Raw genomic sequence first — 23,536 nt, forward strand, 5'->3', positions numbered from 1 at the left:
TCTCTTACTTCTAAGAATCTTTGCCAAAATATTTTCCGCTATTTCGCCTCCGTCACAATTCGTGAAGTATCCACTTTCTTCGCCTTCGGGTAAACCTTCGCCATCCTGGCATCATCAAAGTTCTCATCCACCCAGCTCTCAAAGCTGTTTGACGCCTCTACGCCATTACTTCTGGCATTATAACGGGCAAGTGCAGCACTAGAGACGATTCCGTCAGCAAGCATGAAGATCAGCAGAAGCCAGGTGATAACCTTTCCAAATTTTATGGGAAGCTTCTCGATCAGCTTCGAAACCCTGGGATAAAGTATCTTAAACCAGGCCACTGCAGCAAAGCCCCAGAAAAAGCAATACAAAAGATTGATTCTTCCTCCAAGGTTAAAAGGAATATCACTGTAATCCCAGAATACGGTTCCAAACACAATTTCCGTAAACACACTACAGATATATTCATAAGCACCGCCAAGGAAGGTTCCCATCCAGAAAAGGAACTGTTCCGAACGATTCCGGTACCTGTAAAGAAGAGCAGTAACTGCTGCAATGGCAAGTCCCCATACAATGCTGAAATCTCCCCACACCACACTGCTGCGGCTCATCCACACGCCTGCTGTGATCCTGCAGAAAATCGTCTCCGTAATATCTCCAAGGAAAGCACCAATAAAAAACAGAAGCACAATTTTGTAAAAACTACAGCCATAGGCAAAAATCTCCGGATGGGATTCTTCTTTCTCTGTGTGCTGCTTCTGCGGATAGGCCTTGGTTATTCGACGGTTTACCACATCATCGATCTTCGCCCCAAGCTTCCAGGTTACAGAATCTATGTTCTTCTCTGTGGCAATCCACTTCTCCGGATTTTTGCTATGTCCGAAAAGGATCGTCAATGTAGCAATGGCATCCACTGCAAGAAGACCGAGCACAGCCAGGACAATGATCCGGCTTATCAGACCTGGAAGAAGATTATATAGATTGATACAAAGTCCATTCCCGATTCTGATTATAAATACGCCCAGAAGACCCCAGATACAGGATGTAGGAACACTGATATAACCATCCAGGTTCCATTTGAATTTCCGGTAATCCCACCATCTCTCGTGATACCACATTTCTATCAGATGACCGGCAATCCACTCTACTACAGATGCCACAATGGCACAGCCCATAAACAGCCAGATACCTGTCAGTTCTCCTGTAAATGCGGTGATAAAAATTCCGCCAAAGCCGTATATCAAACAAAATGGTCCGTTAATAATTCCGCGGTTCGCAAATTTCTTTTGTTTCAGGGATGCCAGAACTGTCTCTAAAACCCATCCTGCAAAGGAATAGATCAGAAACAGCCAAAGTAATTTCCAGATCATGCGCTAGTCTCCTCTTTTGTGTGTTATTTCGTAATGTTCAGTCCCTTCACAGTTACAAGCGAAAGCACCTTGCAAAATACTGCCGGCTGAATAGTTACGTTGCTGCAAAATAATAGTATTATCATATCATACCATTCAAAGGAAAAAAAGCCTGCATTCTGACTTAAATACAAATTATGTCAGAATACAGACTTCTTATCTCTTCCCATTAATTTTTATTTAATCAAATAATCAGGTTAAAAACCTTTATGTTACGGATATTTTTTCCTGGCTATTTTAAAACTTGGCGAATACTTCACGCTTCCCGGATAACCCCTCTCGGACAGGCTTCCTTACAAGCCCCACATCCTGTGCATTTCTCATAATCGATATGTGCACAGAAATCTTCTACTGTAACTGCCCCGTTCGGACAGGTCTTCTCACATTTCTTGCAGCCGATACAGCCGATCTCACAAGCTGTCATCACCTGTTTGCCTTTGTCATGGGAACTGCAGTCTACGACTACCTTCTGATCATACGGAATCAGCTCGATCAGATGTCGCGGACATTTGGCAACACATTTGCCACAGGCTTTGCACGCTTCTTTGTCCACCACTGCAATTCCATCCACAATATGAATCGCATTAAACGGACAGACCTTCACACAGCTTCCAAACCCGCAACAACCATATGTACAGGCTTTCGCACCACCATTTGGAACGAATGGGAGCATCTCACAATCTTCCACGCCTGTATATACATATTCTTCTTTCGCCTTTTCACAGGTACCAGAACATTTCACATGAGCTACCTGGCGGGCAGTCTCCACTACCTCCTGTCCCATGATTCCTGCAATAATTTTTCCAACAGGCTCACCGCCTACCGGGCAGCGGTTCACAGGCGCTTCTCCCTTTGCGATTGCCGCTGCCAGACCATCACAGCCCGGATAACCGCAGCCACCACAGTTATTGCCAGGAAGTGCTTCCCTTATGGCAACTTCCTTCTCATCAACTTCTACCGCAAACTTTTTTCCGGCTACTCCAAGGAAAACACCGATGAAGAGGCCTACTGCCGCAACCAGAATTGTTGCTGCTATAATCGCACTAATATTCATCCTGACGCCTCCTTAAATTAATCCTGAAAATCCAAAGAATGCAATTGCCATCAGACCAGCTGTCAGAAGAACAGTTGGAAATCCCTGGAATGACTCCGGAATATCATTGTAGGCAATTTTCTCACGGATTCCTGCCATCAGCACAATAGAGATGGAGAAACCAAATGCAGTTGCAAAACCGTTTACAGTACCTTCCAGAATGTTATAATCCTTCTGCACATTTGTCAGTGCCACACCAAGAACTGCACAGTTGGTGGTGATCAATGGCAGATACACGCCCAGCGCTTTGTAAAGAGAGGGCATGCTCTTTTTCAGGAACATTTCCACAAACTGCACCAGCGCTGCAATGATCAGAATAAACACGATCGTCTGAAGATAAGTCAGATCTAACGGCTGAAGAATCAGCTTATAGATCACACTGGTTACAAAGGAGGATAAAGTGATTACGAAAATAACCGCACCGCCCATACCAGCAGCTGTGTCAGTAGTCTTAGATACGCCAAGGAATGGGCAAAGTCCCATAAACTGGCTGAGGACTACGTTATTTACAAGCGCAGAGCTTACAATGATCAGCAATAATTCTTTCATCTTCCCTTACCCCCTTTTTCCTGAGCACATGGTGTTTCCGCAGGAAGCGCAGCCACCCTTGCAATCCGGGTTACTTGGATCAATGCCACGTTTGGCAGCGCCAAGTTTAAATCTGTTCTGGATCGCAGATAAAAACGCAAGGACAAAGAATGCGCCAGGTGCAAGAATAAAAATGGTTACAGGCTCATAGCCCATTTTTCCTGCTGCAGCGTCTGCAAGAGGAAGAATCTGTTTGCCGAAAATACTTCCGGCGCCGATCAGTTCACGTACCGCACCGATGCAGGTGATACTTAAAGTAAATCCAAGTCCCATGCCGATACCATCAAACAGAGAAGGAATCGGTTTATTCTTGGATGCATAGGCCTCTGCTCTTCCCAGGATGATACAGTTTACAACGATCAGCGGAATATAGATTCCAAGGGAAGAATACAGGAACGGAATAAATCCCTGAAGAAGCATCTGCACAATTGTTACAAAGGATGCTACGACAACAATATAAGCAGGCATACGCACACTGTCCGGAATAAAATTACGGAGCAGGGAAATCATCAGGTTGGACGCTGCAAGAATCACCGTTGTAGTAAGTCCCATTCCAATACCGTTGATGGCAGATGTGGTAATCGCCAGTGTAGGACACATACCAAGCATCAGCACAAAGGTAGGATTTTCTTTGATAATACCATTGATCAGCCGTTCAGAAGGTGTATTTTTTTTCATTGCTGACTGCCCCCTTTCTCATAACGAAATGCGGCAAGTCCTGCATTGACACCATTTGTCATAGCGTTTGTGGTAATCGTCGCACCGCTTAAAGCGTCAATCTCATCATCACTGGTGGCACCGGTTTTCGTATAAGTAAATTTTTCTACATTTTTATCCTTGAACTGATTCTTGAAATCATCTGTTGTCGCACGCATTCCAAGACCTGCTGTCTCACTGATAGACAAAATAGAGATTCCATTCAAAGTACCGTCATCCTGAATTCCCATTGCGAACTGGATATCCCCGCCATAGCCTTCTGCTGTGGTTACGGTAAATGCATAGCCCAGTTCATTTCCCTGGTCGTCCTTTGCCAGCATCACTTCATCAATATTCTGGGCTGTATAGCCGTTTTCATCCAGGTAACTTTCCAGATCAGCATCTTCCCCGCTTGTAACCACTTCAAAAGATGCAGCATCTGCAAATACAGCTTTATATGCCTCTTCCTTCTCTTTTGCTTGCTGGTTTGCGATCGGGCCTGCCGTAATATCATTTACCACACCAAGGAGCAGACCTGAGATCAATGTGATCACCGTCAGCGCAAGAGTATCTTTCACGATCTTATTTTTCATTTCTTCGCGCCTCCTTTTCCAAAAGCAACCGGACGGGTAAAGCGGTCGATCTGCGGTACCAGAAGGTTACAGAAAATGATCGCATAGGATACGCCCTCTGCAGAAGCTCCGAAAATACGGAAGATTCCGGTAAGCACACCAAGACAGACACCATATACATACTGTCCTTTCGGTGTGATCGGGCTTGTAACGTAATCCGTTGCCATAAACCATGCTCCAAGCATCAGTCCACCACCACAGATATGGGTAAACAGGTAATTCACATCAAAGCCTTTGCCTGACGCAAGCATATAGATGATCACGAAAACTGCAAAGCTGCCAATATAGGTAAGCGGAATCCTTGCACTGATCACCTTGTAGCAAAGTAAGATTGCTGCACCGATCAGGATTGCGATCACTGAGGTCTCACCAATGGTTCCCTGAACGTTACCGATGATCAGGTTTTTCACCGGCACAGATGCACCAGCCATATAGCCATGGTCACGAAGAGAAGCCAGCGCTGTCGCACCTGTCACTCCGTCAACAGCACCTTTAAACTTATCGGATACAGAAAAATCCGTCATCTTTCCGGCAAAGGAAATCATAAGAAAACAACGGGCAGCCAGCGCCGGGTTCATAAAGTTCTGGCCAAGGCCTCCGAAAAGCTGTTTTACCACAATGATTGCAAAAATACTTCCAAGCGCCGGAATCCAAAGGGGAATGCCAGCCGGCATATTCATGCCGATCAGAAGTCCTGTCACAACCGCGCTGAAATCCTTTATTGTATTCTTTTTGTGCATAAAGTGATCGTATAACCACTCAGAAAGCACAGCTGTACCGGTTGATACCACCATAACAGCCAGTGCCTTTAATCCAAAATTGTAAATTCCCACAATGGCAGCAGGCAAAAGTGCGATAGTAACCAGCTGCATGATCTTTGCAGTGGTCATCCTTGCCCGGACATGGGGATTAGATGATACGTTAAACATTTGTTCCATTCGTTTCTTCCCCCTTATTATTTCTTCTTCCTGCTTGCCAGCACCATTTTACGCATGGACTTGATACTCTGGGTCAGCGGTCGTTTGGCCGGACAGATGTAGCTGCAGCATCCGCATTCACAGCATTCCATTCCGTCAAACTTCTGGAAGTTCTCCATATCTCCCCGCTGTGCAAAAGTAGCAAGTCTGGCTGGGATCACATGTCCCGGACAGACACTTACACATCGTCCACAATTGATGCAGGCAGTCTCTTCTGCCTTTGCATCGGAGACTGGATCACTTTGCATACACAAAAGGGAAGAAGACGTCTTCACACACGGTACGTGTAAATCGTACATTGCAAATCCCATCATCGGACCGCCAGAGATTACTTTTCCGGCATTCTCTTTCAGTCCTCCTGCTGCTTCGATCAGCTCGGCCATATCCGTTCCTGTACAGACTTCAAAATGGGATGGCTTGTTGATTCCTTTGCCCGTTACAGTGAAAATACGTTTCATGATCGGTCTTCCAAGTGCCACCGCATCATAAATACTGCAAATTGTTTCAACATTATCTACAATACAGCCAGCATCTGCAGGAAGCATGGAAGAATTGATTTCTCTTCCGGTAACCGCATAGATCAGGGTACGCTCACCACCCTGGGGGTATTTGGTCACCATTTCCTTTACTTCAATTTTCGGGATACCTTCCGTCAGTGCTTTCATTTTTGCAATACAGTCAGGTTTGTTATCCTCAATGCAGATACAGCCTTTTGCATTTTTGAAAAGCCCTACAACGATTTTCAGGCCCTCTACCACTTTTTCCGGCTGATCCATCATGCGCCTGTAATCACTTGTCAGATAAGGCTCACATTCTGCACCATTTACCAGTATGTACTCGATCTTGTCTGGTTCCTTAGGGGAAAGCTTCACATGTGTAGGGAATCCCGCTCCTCCAAGACCTACCACTCCTCCGTCACGGATTCTGCCAATGATCTCCTCTCTGGTAAGTCCTGCCGGATCTGCCGGATGGAACTCCACCTCTTCATACAGTCCGTCATTTTCCACGATAATGACATCTGCCATACCTCCGGTAGCTGTCAGACGCTTCTCAATGCCTTTCACCGTACCGGATACAGAAGCATGAATAGGAGCCGATACAAATCCTCCTGCTTCCGCGATCATCTGTCCAGCCAGCACATGGTCGCCTTTTGCTACCACTGGTTTGGCCGGAGCACCAATGTGCTGGGACAATGGATACGCAAGATCTGCCTTGGGGAAATATTTCTCCACCGGACAGTCCTTTGACATTTCTTTTCCCTCGAATGGGTGTACACCGCCTTTAAAAGTTAACCGCACTTATCTTCACCGCCTTTATATTATTTGATCACTGACTCTTTTGTCTGCAGCAACCTGATTTCTTGTCTTTTTGATTTATATTCATTTTCTTTTTGTCTGACCTATACAGTCTCAGATGCTTATGCATCCTGTTTCAATACTTTTTAACGCCTTTTATTATTTGGCATCTTTGTTTTTCCGTCCAAAACCGTATCTCTTATGGAGCTTATAGCCACGGTTCAGGTTCGGGTATGCCTTTACGAAACGCTGCATGTTATAGCTGGTCTTTCCAGCCATTGCCTCTTTACGCTTCTGCAGCTCTTCTGAGATCTCCGCCATCATAGCGCTTCGCTTCTCATCCAGTTCCTTGATCAGAGCAACTTCATCAAGCCGTTCCAGCTTGCTCTCCAGCTGTTTTTTCAAACGGTCTCTGGAAAGTCCGCTGTTCTCTTCCAGTTTCTCCATCTTCTCACGGGTCTGCAAAAGCAGTTCTGCACGCATCTGATCCAGTGCCTGCTCCCATGCAGGGATACGCTCGTGGATATGGAACGCTGCTGCAGCGGAAAATGCAAAATCTACTATATAGACAACTGTGATCACACAGACTGCGATTTCCCCGGTTCTTCTTGTATACAACTCCGTGAAATCCTCCACTACCGGGTGAAGGATACGGAAAAGTCCTACTGTAAATAATCCCCAGCCAAGGGAACAGCCCAGGCAGATACGTCCCTGGAAATTAAACTTCTTATCACTGTAATCCCACCAGGACGTATGGAAGATGCTCTCCATCAATGCAGCTGTCACATATTCCAATGCGGTGGCAACTACGACTCCTCCCACAAACAAGAGCAACAGATTGTCGCTTACCGGGAGAAGGATCAGATATACTGCCAGTGCTCCGCATCCATAAATGGTGCACAAAGGACCGTTAATAAATCCACGGTTTACCAGCTTTCCCTTTCTCACCGATACAAAACAGGTTTCCCACAGCCAGCCAAGAAAACTGTATATGTAAAACCAATTGGCAATGTGATAGAAATCCACACCATTAATCATCAAATCCCACATATGTTTCTCCTTTTCTTTTATATATTCTGACTATTCTATATATTTTACTATACATCATTTTGTAAAAAAATTCACTACCTAAAAAGAAAAAAAATGTGTATAATTGAATACAATCCATGAAAGGAGTATAAGCATGCTGATTGTTAAAAAAATGCCGATTTTACAAGGGTTTCCAGACTTTGAGACTGTTAAAAATTTATCTGGAAACAACACTTGTGATGTCAATTTTTCGCCACTTTTTTATGATATCGAGACAACCGGACTGGGACGAAATTCCTCTTTTTTGTATTTAATTGGTGCAATTTGCTATGAAGACGATTCCTGGCAGCTGTATCAATGGCTTTCCCCTGATTTCCGGGATGAAAAAGCACTATTGGAGGTTTTTTCAGAATTTATAAAAAATTTTACCTGCACCATCCAGTACAATGGAGATTCGTTCGACCAGTCCTATTTACAGGCCCGCTGTCAGTTTCATGAGCTTTCGGATCCCTTCCAGGGAATTCCTTCTTTTGATCTTTATAAAGTTCTTCGTCCTCTAAAAGGGTTCCTGAAGCTTCCAGGCCTTAAGCAGGAACAGATGGAAACTTTTCTCGGGGAGCACAAGCGCGTATATTGTAACGGTGGCGAATGCATCAAAATATACAAGAAGTACGTGGCACATAGAAACCAGACCGATCTGGACACCATTGTGGGACATAATATGGAAGATCTTTTAGGACTTGGAGATGTTTTCAGAATGATGGGATATCTAAGGCTTAGAGATGGGGATTTCGATGTGAACGGAACAGATTCTGACGGGGAAAATCTGATTCTGCAGATGAAACTGCATTATCCTCTTCCCGCCCCCTTTTCAAACAACATCCAGGAGTTCTACATTATCGGCCAGGATCATCTTGTCAGTCTTCTTGTAAAGCCTGTAAATGGCCGTATCCGTCAGTATTACAGCAATTATAAAGATTATGACTATCTTCCCGGAGAAGATATGGCAGTGCCGAAATCCATCAGTAAATTTATGGAAAAGGGATTAAAAAAATCTTCCACAAGGGACACCTGCTATACCTGGTTTCCCTGTTCCGAAGAATTTCTGGAAAATACAGAAAAACAAAAGCAATATCTGGTACATACCATAGAATATTTATTCTGGAAGCTGAACCAACACAGAAGCTGACCCAGGTGCATCAGAATTTTCCTTTTACGCAAAAAAGGCATCATCCATATCAGACAATGCCTTTTGGCTAGAGCGTGTTTGAAAAAGGCTCTAATACCATATTCACGATACCAAAATCAACCGCCACTCACACAATCTGTGAATGGCGGTTATTTGTTCAATTATTCCTCTACAGGTGCTTCCTCTGCCGGAGCCTCAAGAGCTTTCATGCTCAGGCTGATCTTCTTGTCTTCGCCATTGAAGTCAACAACTTTTGCCTGAATCTCCTGTCCGATAGTAAGTACATCAGATGGTTTTGCAACGTGCTCTCTGGAAATCTGGGATACGTGAAGAAGTGCATCTACTCCAGGTGCAAGCTCTACAAATGCACCGAAGTCTGTCATACGAGCAACTTTACCAGTTACTACATTACCAACAGCGAAATCCTCAGCAGCTGTAAGCCATGGATTCTCCTCCGGGAATTTCATTGTAAGAGCAATCTTCTCGCCCTTGATATCTTTGATCATAACCTTAACAGTCTCACCAACTGTGAAGACTTTCTTCGGGTTCTCTACTCTGCCCCAGGACATCTCAGAGATGTGAAGCAGACCGTCAGCGCCGCCAAGATCGATGAATGCACCGAAATCTGTAACGTTCTTAACAACACCTTCTACTGTATCGCCAACATTGATACGCTCCATAAGCTCCTGCTGTTTCTTAGCTTTCTCAGCAACAAGAAGCTGTTTGCGGTTACCAATGATACGACGTCTTCTTGGATTGAACTCTGTGATAACGAACTCAATCTCCTGATCAGCATATTTGCTGAGATCTTTCTCATATGTGTCGGAAACAAGGCTTGCAGGAATGAATACACGTGTCTCCTCGACGTTAACACATAATCCACCATCAAGTACCTGAGTTACAGGAGCTTTTAATACTTCCTGATTCTCGAATGCTTCCTCAAGGCGTTTGTTGCCTTTCTCTGCAGCAAGTCTCTTGTAGGTTAAGATAACCTGGCCTTCGCCATCGTTTACCTTAAGCACTTTGGCTTCCATGGAGTCACCTACATGTACAGCGTCTGTGAGTACTACGGAAGGATCATTGCTATATTCGCTCTTAGTGATGATACCATCAGCCTTATAGCCAATATTCAGGATAATTTCATCTTCTTTCACATCGATGACCTTTCCCTGTACGATTTCTCCATTTCTGATTGTTTTTACGGAATCTTCCAGCATCTGTTCAAAACTTAATTCTGACATGTTCTTGAACCTCCTCAATAATTTTCTTTGGGGTTGAAGCCCCTGCTGTAATACCTACATAACTACTGCATTGGAACATATCTGAATCCAAGTCTACAGGTGTTTGTATATAGTAAGTATTTTCACATTCCTTTTTACATATTTCAAACAGCTTTTGAGTATTGGAACTATGCCGGCCACCTACGACTAACATAGTGTCTACCTCTCCGGCTATGCTCTTTGCTTCTCTCTGCCGTTCTTCGGTAGCATTACAAATAGTGTTTAAAATATTAAGAATATTTAAAACAGTATTATCATACCTCTTTTTGCGGAGAATTTCAACTAAATCTTTAAATTTATTATAATTAAATGTTGTCTGCGACACAATACACACATTTTTCCCCTGGGGAGGCACAAAATCCAGTGCATCCTGTTCGGTACGGATCACCGTATACGGGCCCATGCACCAGCCGCAGATTCCTACAACCTCCGGATGATCCGGATCTCCGATGATCACAATATGAGAACCAGCCTTACTCTCCTTCTCCACGATCCTGTGGATTTTCAGAACAAACGGACAAGTCACATCCACGTAAGAAAGTCCATATTCTTCCAGCTGGTCATAAACCATCCTGCCTACGCCATGGGAACGGATCACCACAGTGCTTCCTTTGGGAAGTTTCTCCAGGTCTTCCTCTCCTGCCACACGGACACCTTTTTTCTCCAGGTCATTTACCACTTCTTCATTGTGAATAATGGGACCAAGAGTAAAAAGCTTGTCCGGACAGCTGTCGATCAGCTCATAAACCTTGTCTACTGCGCGCTGCACGCCAAAGCAGAAGCCTGCTGTTTTTGCGACCTTTACTTTCATGATTTATTTCACTTTCTCCTTGTAAATTGCAAGAATTGCAGCTACAACTTCATCAATATTCATAAGGGAAGAGTCCACAAGAACTGCATCATCAGCCTGGCGAAGTGGGGAAATCTCCCTCGTCATATCCTGGTGGTCACGGATTTCAATATCTTTCTTGATTTCCTCCAGATCCGCCTTCTCTCCCTTTGCCAGATATTCGTCATAGCGTCTTTTCGCTCTTGTCTCTACGCTGGCAGTCAGATAAATCTTCACCTGTGCGTCTGGAAGAACTGTCGTACCGATGTCACGTCCATCCATAACCACATCATTTCTGGCCGCCAGTTCTCTCTGCAGATTCAGAAGGTGTGCACGTACTGCCGGGTTGGCAGAGCTTTTGGACGCCATATTTCCAACCTCTTCTGTACGAAGATATGGATTTACATTTTCTCCATTTAAGATTACGATCTGTTCCCCGTTCTCATAACGGATAGAAACCTCTGCCATCTGGCAATTGTCCGCAATCGCCCTGGAATCATTTCCGTCAATCCCTTTCTTAAGCAGATACAATGCAACTGCACGATACATGGCACCTGTATCAACATAAATAAAAGAAAGCTCCTTTGCCACTCTTTTTGCAATGGTGCTTTTGCCGGCTCCTGCCGGTCCGTCAATGGCAATATTACATCCCATTTTCCCTGTTACCTCCTGGTACAATTCATCTTTTGCAACTGTTCAGAGCCTAGAGCCAGCCTCCTCAAATCATTTCTGCGATCTGTACGCCCCGCTTTGTGTGAGAAGTTGGACCTGAACCGTTACCTTTTTTATATTTTATAACAGATTTTCAGGCATTTTTCAACGCCATAGCTGCCAGATATGCAGTGGACCATGCAATCTGAAGATTATATCCACCAGTCACCGCATCCAGATCCAGAACCTCTCCGGCAAAATAAAGATCCTTTACTTTTTTTGATTCCATGGTGCCCGGCTGGATCTCTTTTACAGATACACCGCCTCTTGTAATAACAGCCTCCTTATATTCCCCCATTCCATTAACGGTAAATGGGAAGGCTTTTATCAGTTCTTCAAAATGGATTCTTTCTTCTCTGGAAATATCATGAATCTTTTTCTCCGGGGAAATACCTCCAAGCTCCAGCATAACGGGAGTCAGGGAAGATGGGAAAAGTACCCCGATCACATTTTTGAACTGTTTATTCTGGCCAGCTTCAAACTCCCTTAAGATTCTCCCATCCAGCTGTTCCATGGTAAGAGCAGGTTTCAGATCAAGATATGCCTGAAGCTCTCCTGATTTCTCCAGCTGTCTGCCAATATGGGCACTGGCAGACAGGATCATAGGTCCTGTTACCCCAAAGTGAGTGAACATCATTTCCCCAAAATCCTGGAAAAGCACTTTCTTACCAGATTTAATGGTAAGTTCTGTATTCTTAAGGGAAAGTCCCTGAAGCCTGGGAATATATTCCTCTTTCGTCCGAAGAGGAACAAGAGATGGGGAAAGCTCCGTCACTTTATGCCCCGTCTCCTTCGCAAACCGATATCCATCCCCGGTAGAACCTGTCGCCTGATAAGAAAGTCCTCCAGTGGCAACCAGCACCTGGTCACCTTCCATAAAGCTTCCGTCGGATAAGGTCACCCCGTTCACTTTATTATGATGTGCTTTCTTCTCCTCTACACCTGGTTCTTCAAAGGGTACTATATTTACAGCTTTCACTTCTGTCCGGAGATGAACATGCACGCCAGCCTTCTTAAGCTCCCGCTCCAGTCCCCGGATAATATCAGAAGAATGGTCTGACACTGGAAAGACACGGTTTCCTCTTTCTGTCTTCAACGGAACTCCCGCTTCTTCAAAGAATTCCATTACATCCTGTGGTGTAAAAGAATAAAAGGCACTGTACAGAAACTTGGGATTACTCATAACTGCCCTGAACAGCTCCTCTGTGTCACAGTTATTTGTAACATTACATCTGCCTTTTCCTGTAATATATACTTTCTTTCCCAGCTTTTCATTCTTTTCCAGGATATGGACCTCATGTCCTGCTCTTCCAAGAAATACACCAGCCATCATTCCGGCAGCTCCGCCGCCAATGATCAGTACTTTACTCATTTACATACCTTTCATAACTCTGTCTGACTGCAATTCCACTTAGAAATTCAAACAGATTTCACGTATATTTTTTAAAAAGACACGTGCAAATAATCTTTTCTGCACGTGTCTTTCATCATGTTTCTATCGGCACAGTTTCCAGGCCCACAGAAATATATTCATTACTGATTAAACCGGATATGCTCCGTTCTTTGTATCAGCAGCAGTCTCATCAACCTTTGTCTGCTGAGCCTGACGATACTTGAAGAAGTCAGTAGCAACCTGTGGGAACAGTGCATAGGACAGAACATCCTCATCCTGCTCTTTGTACTGAGCCATTTCGCCCTCAAGTTTATCCAGCTCGTTATCAAGAAGGTCTGCCGGACGGCAGGTGATCGGCACGGTGTCGCCGATACATTTCTTCTGTACTTCCGGATTGAATGGTTTGGCTGTTGCACCATATTTTCCGCTGAGAACATCTTTGGTCTCTTTGGTAACCATCTTGTATCTCTCGCCCATAAGAACGTTAAATACAGCCTGTGTACCAACGATCTGGGAAGACGGAGTAACAAGCGGCGGCTCACCAAGGTCTTTACGTACACGCGGAACTTCCTCAAGAACATCGTAGAATTTATCTTCTGCGTGCTGCTCTTTCAGCTGGGAAGTAAGGTTGGATAACATACCACCTGGTACCTGATACAGAAGAGTCTTGATATTAACACCAAGGTTCTTCGGATTCAGAAGACCGCTCTCAAGAGCCTCGTCACGCATTGGGCGGAAGTAGTCAGCGATCTCAGCAAGAAGCTGCTGGTCAAATCCTGTATCATATGGAGTACCCTTGAAGGTCTCAACCATAACCTCAGTTGCAGGCTGGGAAGTACCCAGTGCAAATGGAGACATTGCAGTATCAATGATATCAACACCAGCTTCAACAGCCTTTAAGTAAGTCATGGAAGCCACACCTGATGTGTAATGTGTATGAAGATCGATCGGGATCTTAACAGTCTCTTTTAAAGCTGTAACAAGCTCAGTTGCTTTATATGGAAGAAGAAGTCCTGCCATATCCTTGATACAGATGGAATCTGCACCCATTTCCTCGATACGCTTTGCAATGCTTGTCCAGTACTCAAGAGTATAAGCATCACCCAGTGTATAGGAAAGAGCAACCTGTGCATGACCATGCTCCTTATTTGCAGCATGTACAGCAGTCTGAAGGTTACGAAGATCGTTCATACAGTCAAAGATACGGATGATATCGATACCATTTGCCAGGGATTTCTGAACAAAGTATTCAACAACATCATCTGCGTATGGACGGTATCCAAGAATGTTCTGGCCACGGAAAAGCATCTGCAGCTTAGTGTTCTTGAATCCATCACGTAATTTACGAAGTCTTTCCCACGGATCCTCATGAAGGAAACGAAGGCTTGCATCGAAAGTAGCACCGCCCCAGCACTCAACTGCATGGTAGCCTACTTTATCAAGTTTATCAACGATTGGAAGCATCTGCTCTGTTGTCATACGGGTTGCAATCAGGGACTGATGTGCATCACGCAGAATGGTTTCCACAATTTTAACAGGTTTTTTTTCAATTTCTGCCATAATTGTTCTCCTTATTTATTTTATACGGGTTTCAAGGTCAATCGTCTTATCGTGCAGGCACGAACGGCTTTTCGACTTTGAAACCCTGGCATTATTAGATTCCGTAAATAGCCATGAATGCACCGGCAGCAACAGCTGTACCGATAACACCGGCAACGTTTGGTCCCATTGCGTGCATCAGAAGGAAGTTGGTCGGATCAGCCTCAGCACCAACCTTCTGGGAAACACGGGCTGCCATAGGTACCGCAGATACACCAGCGGAACCGATAAGCGGATTGATCTTGCCGCCTGTGAGCTTGCACATAAGCTTTCCAAGCATAACACCGCCAAAAGTACCACACGCAAATGCCACAAGACCTAATACAACGATTTTCAGAGTATCAACATTAAGGAATGCCTCTGCACTTGTGGAAGCACCAACAGATGTACCAAGAAGGATAACTACGATGTACATAAGTGCATTGGAAGCTGTCTCTGTAAGCTGTTTTACAACACCGCACTCTCTGAACAGGTTACCAAGCATAAGCATACCAACAAGAGGAGCTGTTGTAGGAAGGATCATGCAGACAACGATGGTGATCACAATCGGGAAAAGAATCTTCTCAAGCTTGGATACAGGACGAAGCTGCTCCATCTTGATCTTACGCTCTTTCTCAGTTGTGAACAGTTTCATGATCGGAGGCTGGATGATCGGAACCAGTGACATATAGGAATATGCCGCCACGGCGATCGGTCCCATAAGAGCTGTCTGTCCCAGCTTACCAGCAAGGAAAATGGAGGTCGGGCCGTCAGCTCCACCGATGATGGAAATCGCTGCGGCTGCCTTACCATTGAATCCAAGGAAGATTGCAAGGAAGTAAGCCATGTAGATACCAAGCTGTGCTGCAGCACCCATCAGGAAGCTCTTCGGGTTCGCGATCAGCGGACCGAAGTCTGTCATGGCACCTACACCCATGAAGATAAGGGAAGGAAGAATACTCCACTCATCAAGGATATAGAAGTAATGGAGGAGACCGCCAACACCATTGGACATGTCTTCCGGATTCGCCATAATGTCTGGATAAATATTAACAAGGAGCATACCAAATGCAATCGGAACAAGCAGAAGCGGCTCAAATCCTTTTGCAATGGCAAGATATAAGAATACACAAGCAACCACGATCATCAGGTAGTTACCCCATGTCAGGTTAAAGAATGCGGTCTGATGGATCAGGTTGGACAAAGTGTCTGCTACGTAAGACATCCTATTACCTCCCGACTTAGTTCATTGTTGCCAGGGTATCTCCATTTTCTACAGAGGCACCTTCTGCAACATCAATGCTTGCAACGGTTCCGTCCTGAGGAGCTACTACCGGGATCTCCATCTTCATGGACTCCAGGATTACAATGCTGTCACCAGCTTTTACAGCCTGTCCAACGCTTGCAGCGATTTTCAGAACCTTTCCAGGTACGGAAGCTGTAACTTTAACTGAACCTGCTCCAGCTGCTGCCTTAGGAGCTGCCTTCGGTGCAGGTGCTGCTTTCGGTGCTGCTGCAGGAGCTGCAGCTACTGGTGCGGAAACGCTTCCTGTCTCTTCAACAGTTACTTCATATGCTGTTCCGTTAACGGTAATTGTATAACTTTTCATTTTAGGATCCTCCTGTACTTATCTTTTTTTACGATTGATTTTGCGGATGGAACGAACAACAAATCCATCTGTAGTGGTTCCCTCAGCTGCTGCGATTGCTGCTGCGATAACCGCGATCAGTTCTGTATCATCTGCAGTCTCCTGTACTTCCACTGGTGCTGCCACCGGAGCAGGTGCAGGTGCTGCCTGTGCTTTTTTCTTCGCTTCCGGATTCGGGATAAATCTGAACAGATAGATCAGGAAGCTGAGGAAAATAAGAACAATGAATACAATTGCAATACCCATGATGGTATTCATAACGGCTCTTCTTAAGGTCTCTGCCATGGAGTACTGTACATCAACAGTAAGGGATGTAGGTGCTCCTGTAGAAGCGTCGAAAATATAAACAAAGTTTGCATCTGCTTTCTCAAAGGAAACCGGTACGGTAACGGTATAACCGTCATCAGAAGCTTTCACCTCTGTCTCGCCAGTTCTCTCCTTGAGAGCGCCAAGCTCAGACTTGGAACCTGCCCATGCAGACATTGCACCAACTGTAAACGCGTCAGATGACTGGGAATAATTGTCTATATCCTCATCACTGAGTGCGATGATCGTATCGGTAAGTCCCTCAGCAGTGGTAACCAGTGTCTGTTTCACAGTGTCGTCTACCTCTTCGGCCCATACAGAAGAAGCGCCGGTAAGAGTGAGCACTGCCATCATGAGAAGTACTGTGCAAAGGGAGGATACTTTCTTAAAAATCTGTTTCATATGCTCCACCTCGCTTAGACCGTGCCATGTTTCTTGGACGGACGTTCTTCCCTTTTTGTGAACAGCATTTCAAATGCTCCGATCACATATTTTCTTGTATCAGCCGGGCTGATAATGGTGTCAACATATCCTCTTGCTGCTGCGGAAGAAACAGAGTTCTGAAGCTCTCTATACTCTGCTGCTTTCTCAGAAAGAGAAGCGGCATTATCGCCTGCATACATGATCTTAGCTGCAAGATCAGCATCCATCATACCGATTTGGGCATTCTCCCATGCGTATACCATGTCTGCGCCGATTGCTTTGCTGTTCATAGCTGTGTAAGCTGTTCCAAATGCTTTGCCAATGATCACATTAACCTTCGGAACAGTAGCATCTGCAAATGCATGAACCAGTGCTCCAACAGATTTTGCCATCATCTTCTCACCACATACAGTAGCCTTGAAGCCGTTTACGTTAGTAAGAGTAAGTACCGGGATCTCGAAAGCATCACAGAATTTCACGAACTCTGCAGCTTTTCTTGCGCCTCTTGCGGAAAGACTTCCGTCAGATTCCCATACCTTATTGCCCTCAGCGTCATAGCTCTCGCTTCTGTTTGCAACAGCACCAACAGTTGCTCCGTTCAGTCTGATGAATCCAACAGCAACGCTCTTGCCGTAGTCAGCCTTTACTTCGAAGAACTGTCCGTTATCTGCGATTCTGGAAAGTGCGATAGCTGTATCACCTGTGCAGTTCTCAATGTCCTCACATACACGGTTCAGATCATCTGTGCATTCCATGTAGGAATCGGTGTCCTCACAGTTAGATGGCAGATATGTTACAAGCTCACGGATCTTTCCAAGGATCTCATCCTCAGTACCAACTCCGTCTACGAGACCTGTCTCTTCACTCTGGAATTTAGCAGCAGATGTATCACATTTGGAAATATTATTGCCTGCAAGGGCGTTCGGGGTGTTTACAAACAGTTTGCCTTTCTTCTCTTCAACAAAGGTAAAATCTGTCAGTGCTGGTACGAGAGCCATACCACCGCCACAGGTACCGAAAATGCCTGTGATCTGTGGGATCAGTCCGGATGCCAGAGTCTGCTTCATATAAATCTCACCGAATGCTTCCAGTGCATCAGTAGCCTCCTGAAGGCGGAGACCTGCGCAGTCGATCAGGCCGATCACCGGGGCACCGGTCTTCATAGCCATATCATAAAGTCTGGTAATCTTCTTGGCATGCATCTCACCAACAGTTCCGTTCAGTACGGAAACATCCTGGCTGTACACATACACCAGATTTCCATCAATTACACCATATCCGGTAATAACACCGTCTGAAGGTGCTTTTTTCTCAGTCATGTTGAAATCTGTATTTCTGGCTGTTACACTTTGGCCGATCTCAACAAAACTGTTCGCGTCAAGCAAAGAAGTGATTCTTGTGCCTGCTAAGCTTTGTGTTGCGTTACTCATTCTTTCTTGCCCTCCATTTTATAATAATTTAAAAGTATAACCAAAAAATCTGCCGATTCTAATTGTACATTTTTTCACACAATTTTTCAATAGTTTTCCGTGTTTTTATGCAAAAAAATCCCTCGTTTTTCGGGGGATTTTTTGGTATACCATACATATTCCATCTGGGTTTTTAGTGAAAAAAGTCATGAAACACTTTATTTACGCACCACAAATAGGTAATTTTGACGATATTGCGGTCTGCCACCAGATTATAGCGGGCCAGCACCAGTTCGCCCAGGCAAAACGTAACCTGTCCGATTTTCTGTCCTTTTTTTACAGGTGCTGTCAAATTTTCCTCATAGCGCAGATGACAGGTTACTTTTTCCCCGTTTTTTAGAAGAATCTGCTTTTCCCGGTCAGAAGCCGACGCCTCCACAATCCCATTTATATAGGCCGCCGATGGCTCCTCTTTCTGCACTTCTATAATCTTATTTCCGCTGTCAGTCTGATCTGTGCTTTCCAGACCAGGAGCTGCAACTCCATTTTGAACCGGTATCCTGGGAATCTTTGGTTCCTGCCAGTATGTCTCCTTATGGAAATTTTCCTTTCCATATTCCAGCAGCTTCATGGTATCTTTCCATTTATAGCTTTTATTATTGGGCCAGCCACAGCCAAGGAGGGAAATGATAAAGCTTCTCCCGTCATTTTCACAGGCAGCCACATAACAATAGCCTGCATTTCCTGTGAAACCGGTTTTTCCGGAAACTGCGTCTGGCGTCATATCCAGGAAAGCATTTGCATTATGGACTGAAAACTGTCTTTTTCCGGAAAGATCTGTAAAGGAATAATCCCTGGTCTGGGTAATATGGAGAAAAGTCTTATTTTTTACCGCGTAGCTCATGATCAAGGCCAGATCACGGGCTGTTGTCTGATGGACACCACCGGCATCTGCACTGTCCAGACCATTGGGGGTAACAAAATGGGTATTCGTGCAGCCGATTTCTTTTGCCTTTGCGTTCATCATTTTCGCAAAACCTTCTACAGAACCGCCGATATGTTCCGCAATCGCCACAGCGGTGTCATTGTGGCTTTTTAACATTAAAGAATAAAGAAGGTCTTCCAGATAATACTGCTCTCCTTCTTTCAGATTCAGCTTTACCTCTGGCTGGGAAGCAGCATTTTTCGATACCATAACATAATCATCGCCAGCGCCATTTTCCAGGGCGAGAATACAGGTCATCACTTTCGTGGTACTTGCATTAGGCCGGGCAGTATAGCCTTCTTTCTCATATAAGACCCTGCCGGAATCCCCATCCATGAGAACTGCAGATAAAGCATAAAGGTTTCCAGGTCCATCCGTCTCTTTCATATCAACAGCGGCAGGGATCATCTGCACTACCGGACTGACAGCCTGTGTACTGTTTTCTCTGCTGCTTCCAGTTGCCGGAACTGCTGCGGCAAAAATCTGCAAAGCAGCAAGTAGGAAAAGCCAATGTTTACCTCTGCCTTTCATGATTCACCTTTCCCTTCTTTTATAGCCATCTATACTTTACACCTTTTATCGTAGAAGCACGAACAGTATTCTGAACTTTTGTCCCTGGAGCGTGTTTGAAAAAGGCTCTGGCATCATCCTATTAATAATTTTACGCGGACCAGTCCGTAATATGCCAGCAGGGACAGATATCTTCTGAAAATACCTGTCCCTGTAAAAATTTTGTATTCAATTTTTCACCTCAGTTTTTTCACTAACCATTGTAAGTCAGATTCCACCGCGCTGACAACGGCTTATTCTCTTTGGAAAGCTGGTACAGTTCCAACAATTCTGCCGGAGCCTCTTCCACAGCTTTTTCAAACAGTGCATTCAATTTCTCCACCGGTTCTCTGCTTCCCCCTGCCGGCTGGGCCATCATATAATGGTCAATCAGTACGGACTGGGCTTTTCTTCCTCCAAGACTGGATATCCTGGACAGGCGCGCCCGCCTTGCACCGCCATCATCACAAACCAGCTGATTCGTCATAAATTTCATCAGCTTTAAGCTAAGGAGAATATCCCCTTTCCTGACCAGCGGAAATACCTTGTGGATCTCCTCTGCATTTTTCTTCTTCGCTTTAATGCAGTCAGAAGGATAATAGGAATAAGGATTTTTCCCATTTTCTTCCATAAGATACCGGTCGAATTCGATTTCAAGGAGACTGTGGGAAATGATGCCTTTGTCATTCATCTCATTGACAAAAGGATGACAGGAAGAATCCAGAAGGTAATGGCAGCCAAAACCAAGAAGATAGGCAAGAAGGGCCTCATCCCCGGTCTCCCTGACCTGTTCCATCCCCTGGACAAAAAATGCACAGGCTTTTTCCTTGTGCATACGGTATCCTACACGGCTTACATGATTTTGGAAAATAAAATAATAGAAGAAAATATCCGGTCCATGAAGACCGATCCGATACAGTTCCCCGTTTCTGCGGATGATCTTTTTCACCTCATCCGGCATCTGTCTGTATATCTTCTGACCAAACAAATCATGTGCATATGTTGTGGGCATTTTATCCTCTCCTGTCTTATACGCCGTAATTTATCTGCGGCTTACTCTTTTTTGTATCATAATGCGAAAAGCCTTAGAGCGTGTTTAAAAAAGGCTTTCTGGAAGATGTGCGTCACAATTTGTGGGAGATTTTGTCCGATTGAGGGAAGCGTAGCGGGCTACGCTGACTGAAAGAGGGCAAAATATACCGCAAAGTGGGGCGTGCAGATTGCAGGAATGATTTTTCAAACAGGCTCTAGAATCTCTTTTATATATTGGAACCTCTTACACATCCAGCTTCAACTGTACTTCTTCTTCCGCCTCAGCTTTAAAGTCTGCCATTTTCACCGGATCCACAGCTGGAAGCTCTTCCAGCCCCTGCACTCCGAAAGTCCGCAGGAATTCCTCTGTGGTACCAAAAAGGATCGGTCTTCCCGGTGCGTCCAGCCTTCCCAGCTCTTTTACCAGATTATATTCTACCAGCTTATTTACTGCATGATCACTTTTTACACCACGGATTTTCTCGATTTCTGCTTTCGTAACAGGCTGTTTATATGCAATGATAGATAAGGTCTCCAGCATAACATCTGTAAGGGCAGGCTTCTTGGGCTGCATGGCAATCCGGATCAGGCAACCATAATAATCCCGTTTGGTGCAAAGCTGATAAGAATCCTCCAGCTCAATGATCTGGATTCCTCTTCCCTCATCCTCATATTTATCCATCAGATTATGGATCAGCTTCTCTGTCGTAGGCTTATCCTGCTGGATTGCTTTCGCGATCTGCCCCAGCTCCACAGATTCCCCCATTGCAAACAGAATGGCCTCAATGGCACCTTCTAGTCGTTTAATTTCCATATATTATCCTTCTTCCTCTGCAAACTCTGTCAGATTCTTCCAGGTTTCCGGTTCTGTCACAACATCGATCTGGATGTCGTCAAAAATCTCCTCCTGGACCACGTGAATATGTCCCATTTTAATCAGCTCCAGCACTGAAAGGAAGGTAACGATCACCTGTACCTTGGAACACTGCTTTTTCAACAGTTCACGGAAGCTGAATTTTCTGTGAGTCTTTGCAAATTCTTTCATCTCAAGCATTTTATCAGAAAGGCTGACCTCTTCCTTCTCAATCTTGCCAAACTGGCTTCGGATGGGGTCCCGCCTGTCATCCTGCCGTCTTATGATTGACTGGTAAATCTCGTTCAATTTCTCCAGGGTAAGCCCGGCCAGAAGCTCAGAAGGGTCTACCGGCTCCCGGTATTGGAGCACCTCTTTGGGCACATCCGGCTCCCGGAAATATACGCCGCTGGCATCGTCCATTTTGTCCTTTAGCTCATAAGACATATATTTATACATCTTATACTCCAAAAGCTTCTGAACCAGCTCAGCTCTTGGGTCTTCCTCTTCGCCTTCCTCGTTCACCTCTTTCGGAAGAAGCATCCGGCATTTGATATCCAGAAGTGTGGCTGCCATGACCATAAATTCACTCATAACACCCAGATCTTCTTTTTCCATGGCGTGAATGTATTCCATGTACTGGTCTGTGATCTCCACGATCGGTATATCATAAATATCAATTTTATTCTTATCTATAAGGTGAAGGAGCAGGTCAAGCGGTCCTTCAAAAACATTCAGTTTTACGGGAATTGCCATGAACTTTCCTCTCTCCCTTAGAGCGTGTTTGAAAAAGGCTTTCTGCAAAATATACCGCAAAGCGGGGCGTGCAGATTGCAGGAATGATTTTTCAAACAAGCTCAGGGTTTCATATCAATAAAAACCAGTTCTCTCGGATTGTGGATCCGAATAGGAACTGTGTGTTCTCCAAGCCCGGCGCTTACGACCATGCACTGGTGTCCCTGGTAAAAATCACCGCAGCAGTATCTGGGAAATGGTATAAACTGGGAACTAATGGCACCTACATGCCTGGAAAAGCGAAGCACACCACCATGGTAATGTCCAGACAAGATCAGGTCTGCCCCCCAGTTAAAATAGGTTTTGCCATATTTCGGATTATGGGCTAACAGAATATTTATTGTATCCGAAGCTGCTTTTCCCATCAGTTCTTCCATCTTTTCTCCGGAAAGCTTTGGAGAAAAAGGTTTATGGTAATATTCCAGAGGCAGCTCCAATCCATTTATCATAAAAGAATTTCCAGCCAGGGAAACCGGTTTTTTCTCATTTGCCAGCACCTGAATTCCCTGCTGCCGCAGCGTCTTTTCATATTCCAGGTACTCATTCCGGTAAATATGCTCCTTTGCCTTCATTCTTGTTTCATGGTTTCCCATACCATAAAAAACAGGATATCTTTGAGCCAGCGTGCCCAACAGTTTGCCCGCTGTTCCAAGGGTAGCCGGTTCCATCCGTACCACCATATCTCCTGCGATGAGGATTGCATCCGGCGCATATTTTTCGATTTCTTCCAATAGCTGCTGGTTCTCTTTCCCAAATTCATTTCCATGAAGGTCTGCCAATACGGCAAAACTCACTCTGTTTTTTATTTTGGGGTTGTGGATTTCATAGGTTACTGTTTGGAATTTTTCCATAAA

25 protein-coding genes are annotated in these 23,536 nt (G+C 44.9%); 1 reads left to right on the plus strand and 24 read right to left on the minus strand.

The genetic code is table 11. From position 1 onward, the window contains the following. Positions 1 to 38 precede the first annotated feature (38 nt). From ACTQWB_RS05890 to ACTQWB_RS05925, 8 genes are all read right to left on the minus strand, one after another. A complete protein-coding gene (locus ACTQWB_RS05890) occupies positions 39 to 1,352 on the minus strand; it encodes a putative ABC transporter permease (RefSeq protein WP_441500708.1) in 1,314 nt (437 codons plus the stop codon). A gap of 295 nt (positions 1,353 to 1,647) precedes the next feature. Further along, entirely contained in the window at positions 1,648 to 2,445 is a 798-nt protein-coding gene (locus ACTQWB_RS05895; RefSeq protein WP_441500707.1) for an RnfABCDGE type electron transport complex subunit B, read from the minus strand. 12 nt (positions 2,446 to 2,457) lie between these two features. Beyond that, complete coding sequence (rsxA, locus tag ACTQWB_RS05900; protein ID WP_173715976.1) at positions 2,458 to 3,033, minus strand: electron transport complex subunit RsxA; 576 nt, start codon at positions 3,031 to 3,033, stop codon at positions 2,458 to 2,460. A gap of 6 nt (positions 3,034 to 3,039) precedes the next feature. Next, complete coding sequence (gene rsxE, locus ACTQWB_RS05905) at positions 3,040 to 3,750, minus strand: electron transport complex subunit RsxE (protein WP_441500706.1); 711 nt, start codon at positions 3,748 to 3,750, stop codon at positions 3,040 to 3,042. After that, on the minus strand, positions 3,747 to 4,361 hold the full coding sequence (locus ACTQWB_RS05910; protein ID WP_441500705.1) for an RnfABCDGE type electron transport complex subunit G: 615 nt from the start codon (positions 4,359 to 4,361) through the stop codon (positions 3,747 to 3,749). The genes rsxE and ACTQWB_RS05910 overlap by 4 nt, the downstream gene beginning before the upstream one ends. Next, complete coding sequence (locus tag ACTQWB_RS05915) at positions 4,358 to 5,338, minus strand: RnfABCDGE type electron transport complex subunit D (RefSeq protein ID WP_441500704.1); 981 nt, start codon at positions 5,336 to 5,338, stop codon at positions 4,358 to 4,360. Before ACTQWB_RS05915 ends, ACTQWB_RS05910 begins: the two co-directional genes overlap by 4 nt. A 17-nt stretch (positions 5,339 to 5,355) precedes the next feature. After that, on the minus strand, positions 5,356 to 6,675 hold the full coding sequence (gene rsxC / locus ACTQWB_RS05920) for an electron transport complex subunit RsxC (protein WP_441500703.1): 1,320 nt from the start codon (positions 6,673 to 6,675) through the stop codon (positions 5,356 to 5,358). Positions 6,676 to 6,831: 156 nt separating this feature from the next. Then, complete coding sequence (locus tag ACTQWB_RS05925; RefSeq protein ID WP_441500702.1) at positions 6,832 to 7,722, minus strand: putative ABC transporter permease; 891 nt, start codon at positions 7,720 to 7,722, stop codon at positions 6,832 to 6,834. 133 nt (positions 7,723 to 7,855) lie between these two features. Here ACTQWB_RS05925 and ACTQWB_RS05930 point away from each other — a divergent pair, with 133 nt between their 5' ends. Further along, complete coding sequence (locus ACTQWB_RS05930; protein ID WP_441500701.1) at positions 7,856 to 8,890, plus strand: ribonuclease H-like domain-containing protein; 1,035 nt, start codon at positions 7,856 to 7,858, stop codon at positions 8,888 to 8,890. A 161-nt stretch (positions 8,891 to 9,051) separates the two neighbouring features. On the opposite strand, the gene rpsA is transcribed toward ACTQWB_RS05930, so the two are convergent. The 16 genes from rpsA to ACTQWB_RS06010 all read right to left on the minus strand — a co-directional run bounded on the left by rpsA (position 9,052) and on the right by ACTQWB_RS06010 (position 23,533). Then, positions 9,052 to 10,131, minus strand: coding sequence for a 30S ribosomal protein S1 (rpsA, locus tag ACTQWB_RS05935; protein WP_441483266.1), 1,080 nt, complete (start codon positions 10,129 to 10,131; stop codon positions 9,052 to 9,054). After that, the gene (ispH, locus tag ACTQWB_RS05940; protein ID WP_441500700.1) at positions 10,112 to 10,981 is read right to left on the minus strand and encodes a 4-hydroxy-3-methylbut-2-enyl diphosphate reductase; all 870 of its coding nucleotides are present in this window, start codon (positions 10,979 to 10,981) and stop codon (positions 10,112 to 10,114) included. Before ispH ends, rpsA begins: the two co-directional genes overlap by 20 nt. 3 nt (positions 10,982 to 10,984) lie before the next feature. Continuing rightward, on the minus strand, positions 10,985 to 11,653 hold the full coding sequence (gene cmk, locus ACTQWB_RS05945) for a (d)CMP kinase (protein ID WP_441500699.1): 669 nt from the start codon (positions 11,651 to 11,653) through the stop codon (positions 10,985 to 10,987). Positions 11,654 to 11,804: 151 nt separating this feature from the next. After that, positions 11,805 to 13,082, minus strand: a complete 1,278-nt coding sequence (locus tag ACTQWB_RS05950) for an NAD(P)/FAD-dependent oxidoreductase (RefSeq protein WP_441500698.1) — start codon at positions 13,080 to 13,082, stop codon at positions 11,805 to 11,807. A gap of 168 nt (positions 13,083 to 13,250) precedes the next feature. Then, positions 13,251 to 14,663: an oxaloacetate decarboxylase subunit alpha gene (locus tag ACTQWB_RS05955; protein WP_441500697.1), complete on the minus strand. Its 1,413-nt coding sequence runs from the start codon at positions 14,661 to 14,663 to the stop codon at positions 13,251 to 13,253. A 94-nt stretch (positions 14,664 to 14,757) separates the two neighbouring features. Then, on the minus strand, positions 14,758 to 15,906 hold the full coding sequence (locus tag ACTQWB_RS05960; RefSeq protein WP_173717749.1) for a sodium ion-translocating decarboxylase subunit beta: 1,149 nt from the start codon (positions 15,904 to 15,906) through the stop codon (positions 14,758 to 14,760). Positions 15,907 to 15,922: 16 nt separating this feature from the next. After that, positions 15,923 to 16,291, minus strand: coding sequence for a biotin/lipoyl-binding carrier protein (locus ACTQWB_RS05965; protein WP_441500696.1), 369 nt, complete (start codon positions 16,289 to 16,291; stop codon positions 15,923 to 15,925). Between the two features lie 18 nt (positions 16,292 to 16,309). Next, complete coding sequence (locus ACTQWB_RS05970) at positions 16,310 to 17,038, minus strand: OadG family transporter subunit (protein WP_441500695.1); 729 nt, start codon at positions 17,036 to 17,038, stop codon at positions 16,310 to 16,312. A gap of 14 nt (positions 17,039 to 17,052) precedes the next feature. After that, entirely contained in the window at positions 17,053 to 18,489 is a 1,437-nt protein-coding gene (locus ACTQWB_RS05975) for an acyl-CoA carboxylase subunit beta (protein WP_441500694.1), read from the minus strand. 172 nt (positions 18,490 to 18,661) lie between these two features. Beyond that, positions 18,662 to 19,984: a D-alanyl-D-alanine carboxypeptidase family protein gene (locus ACTQWB_RS05980; RefSeq protein ID WP_441500693.1), complete on the minus strand. Its 1,323-nt coding sequence runs from the start codon at positions 19,982 to 19,984 to the stop codon at positions 18,662 to 18,664. Between the two features lie 232 nt (positions 19,985 to 20,216). Further along, complete coding sequence (locus tag ACTQWB_RS05985; RefSeq protein ID WP_441500692.1) at positions 20,217 to 21,014, minus strand: zinc dependent phospholipase C family protein; 798 nt, start codon at positions 21,012 to 21,014, stop codon at positions 20,217 to 20,219. Positions 21,015 to 21,098: 84 nt separating this feature from the next. Next, positions 21,099 to 21,242, minus strand: coding sequence for a DUF6783 domain-containing protein (locus ACTQWB_RS05990; RefSeq protein WP_441514603.1), 144 nt, complete (start codon positions 21,240 to 21,242; stop codon positions 21,099 to 21,101). Between the two features lie 36 nt (positions 21,243 to 21,278). Continuing rightward, complete coding sequence (gene scpB, locus ACTQWB_RS05995; RefSeq protein ID WP_441483276.1) at positions 21,279 to 21,848, minus strand: SMC-Scp complex subunit ScpB; 570 nt, start codon at positions 21,846 to 21,848, stop codon at positions 21,279 to 21,281. Between the two features lie 3 nt (positions 21,849 to 21,851). Continuing rightward, entirely contained in the window at positions 21,852 to 22,643 is a 792-nt protein-coding gene (locus ACTQWB_RS06000) for a segregation and condensation protein A (RefSeq protein WP_441500691.1), read from the minus strand. A gap of 17 nt (positions 22,644 to 22,660) precedes the next feature. After that, the gene (locus ACTQWB_RS06005) at positions 22,661 to 22,717 is read right to left on the minus strand and encodes a hypothetical protein (RefSeq protein ID WP_441500895.1); all 57 of its coding nucleotides are present in this window, start codon (positions 22,715 to 22,717) and stop codon (positions 22,661 to 22,663) included. Positions 22,718 to 22,744: 27 nt separating this feature from the next. Beyond that, the gene (locus ACTQWB_RS06010) at positions 22,745 to 23,533 is read right to left on the minus strand and encodes a metallophosphoesterase (RefSeq protein ID WP_441500690.1); all 789 of its coding nucleotides are present in this window, start codon (positions 23,531 to 23,533) and stop codon (positions 22,745 to 22,747) included. Positions 23,534 to 23,536 lie beyond the last annotated feature (3 nt).

It is taken from the genome of Blautia sp. HCP3S3_H10_2 (assembly GCF_052122375.1).
Lineage (GTDB): Bacteria > Bacillota > Clostridia > Lachnospirales > Lachnospiraceae > Blautia_A.

What these genes read in the sequence shown, in the direction of transcription:
- ACTQWB_RS05890 (WP_441500708.1), bottom strand. Translation starts at nt 1,352, where the DNA reads ATGATCTGGAAATTACTTTGGCTGTTTCTGATCTATTCCTTTGCAGGA.
- ACTQWB_RS05895 (WP_441500707.1), bottom strand. Translation starts at nt 2,445, where the DNA reads ATGAATATTAGTGCGATTATAGCAGCAACAATTCTGGTTGCGGCAGTA.
- rsxA (WP_173715976.1), bottom strand. Translation starts at nt 3,033, where the DNA reads ATGAAAGAATTATTGCTGATCATTGTAAGCTCTGCGCTTGTAAATAAC.
- rsxE (WP_441500706.1), bottom strand. Translation starts at nt 3,750, where the DNA reads ATGAAAAAAAATACACCTTCTGAACGGCTGATCAATGGTATTATCAAA.
- ACTQWB_RS05910 (WP_441500705.1), bottom strand. Translation starts at nt 4,361, where the DNA reads ATGAAAAATAAGATCGTGAAAGATACTCTTGCGCTGACGGTGATCACA.
- ACTQWB_RS05915 (WP_441500704.1), bottom strand. Translation starts at nt 5,338, where the DNA reads ATGGAACAAATGTTTAACGTATCATCTAATCCCCATGTCCGGGCAAGG.
- ACTQWB_RS05925 (WP_441500702.1), bottom strand. Translation starts at nt 7,722, where the DNA reads ATGTGGGATTTGATGATTAATGGTGTGGATTTCTATCACATTGCCAAT.
- ACTQWB_RS05930 (WP_441500701.1), top strand. Translation starts at nt 7,856, where the DNA reads ATGCTGATTGTTAAAAAAATGCCGATTTTACAAGGGTTTCCAGACTTT.
- rpsA (WP_441483266.1), bottom strand. Translation starts at nt 10,131, where the DNA reads ATGTCAGAATTAAGTTTTGAACAGATGCTGGAAGATTCCGTAAAAACA.
- ispH (WP_441500700.1), bottom strand. Translation starts at nt 10,981, where the DNA reads ATGAAAGTAAAGGTCGCAAAAACAGCAGGCTTCTGCTTTGGCGTGCAG.
- cmk (WP_441500699.1), bottom strand. Translation starts at nt 11,653, where the DNA reads ATGGGATGTAATATTGCCATTGACGGACCGGCAGGAGCCGGCAAAAGC.
- ACTQWB_RS05950 (WP_441500698.1), bottom strand. Translation starts at nt 13,082, where the DNA reads ATGAGTAAAGTACTGATCATTGGCGGCGGAGCTGCCGGAATGATGGCT.
- ACTQWB_RS05955 (WP_441500697.1), bottom strand. Translation starts at nt 14,663, where the DNA reads ATGGCAGAAATTGAAAAAAAACCTGTTAAAATTGTGGAAACCATTCTG.
- ACTQWB_RS05960 (WP_173717749.1), bottom strand. Translation starts at nt 15,906, where the DNA reads ATGTCTTACGTAGCAGACACTTTGTCCAACCTGATCCATCAGACCGCA.
- ACTQWB_RS05965 (WP_441500696.1), bottom strand. Translation starts at nt 16,291, where the DNA reads ATGAAAAGTTATACAATTACCGTTAACGGAACAGCATATGAAGTAACT.
- ACTQWB_RS05970 (WP_441500695.1), bottom strand. Translation starts at nt 17,038, where the DNA reads ATGAAACAGATTTTTAAGAAAGTATCCTCCCTTTGCACAGTACTTCTC.
- ACTQWB_RS05975 (WP_441500694.1), bottom strand. Translation starts at nt 18,489, where the DNA reads ATGAGTAACGCAACACAAAGCTTAGCAGGCACAAGAATCACTTCTTTG.
- ACTQWB_RS05980 (WP_441500693.1), bottom strand. Translation starts at nt 19,984, where the DNA reads ATGAAAGGCAGAGGTAAACATTGGCTTTTCCTACTTGCTGCTTTGCAG.
- ACTQWB_RS05985 (WP_441500692.1), bottom strand. Translation starts at nt 21,014, where the DNA reads ATGCCCACAACATATGCACATGATTTGTTTGGTCAGAAGATATACAGA.
- scpB (WP_441483276.1), bottom strand. Translation starts at nt 21,848, where the DNA reads ATGGAAATTAAACGACTAGAAGGTGCCATTGAGGCCATTCTGTTTGCA.
- ACTQWB_RS06000 (WP_441500691.1), bottom strand. Translation starts at nt 22,643, where the DNA reads ATGGCAATTCCCGTAAAACTGAATGTTTTTGAAGGACCGCTTGACCTG.
- ACTQWB_RS06010 (WP_441500690.1), bottom strand. Translation starts at nt 23,533, where the DNA reads ATGGAAAAATTCCAAACAGTAACCTATGAAATCCACAACCCCAAAATA.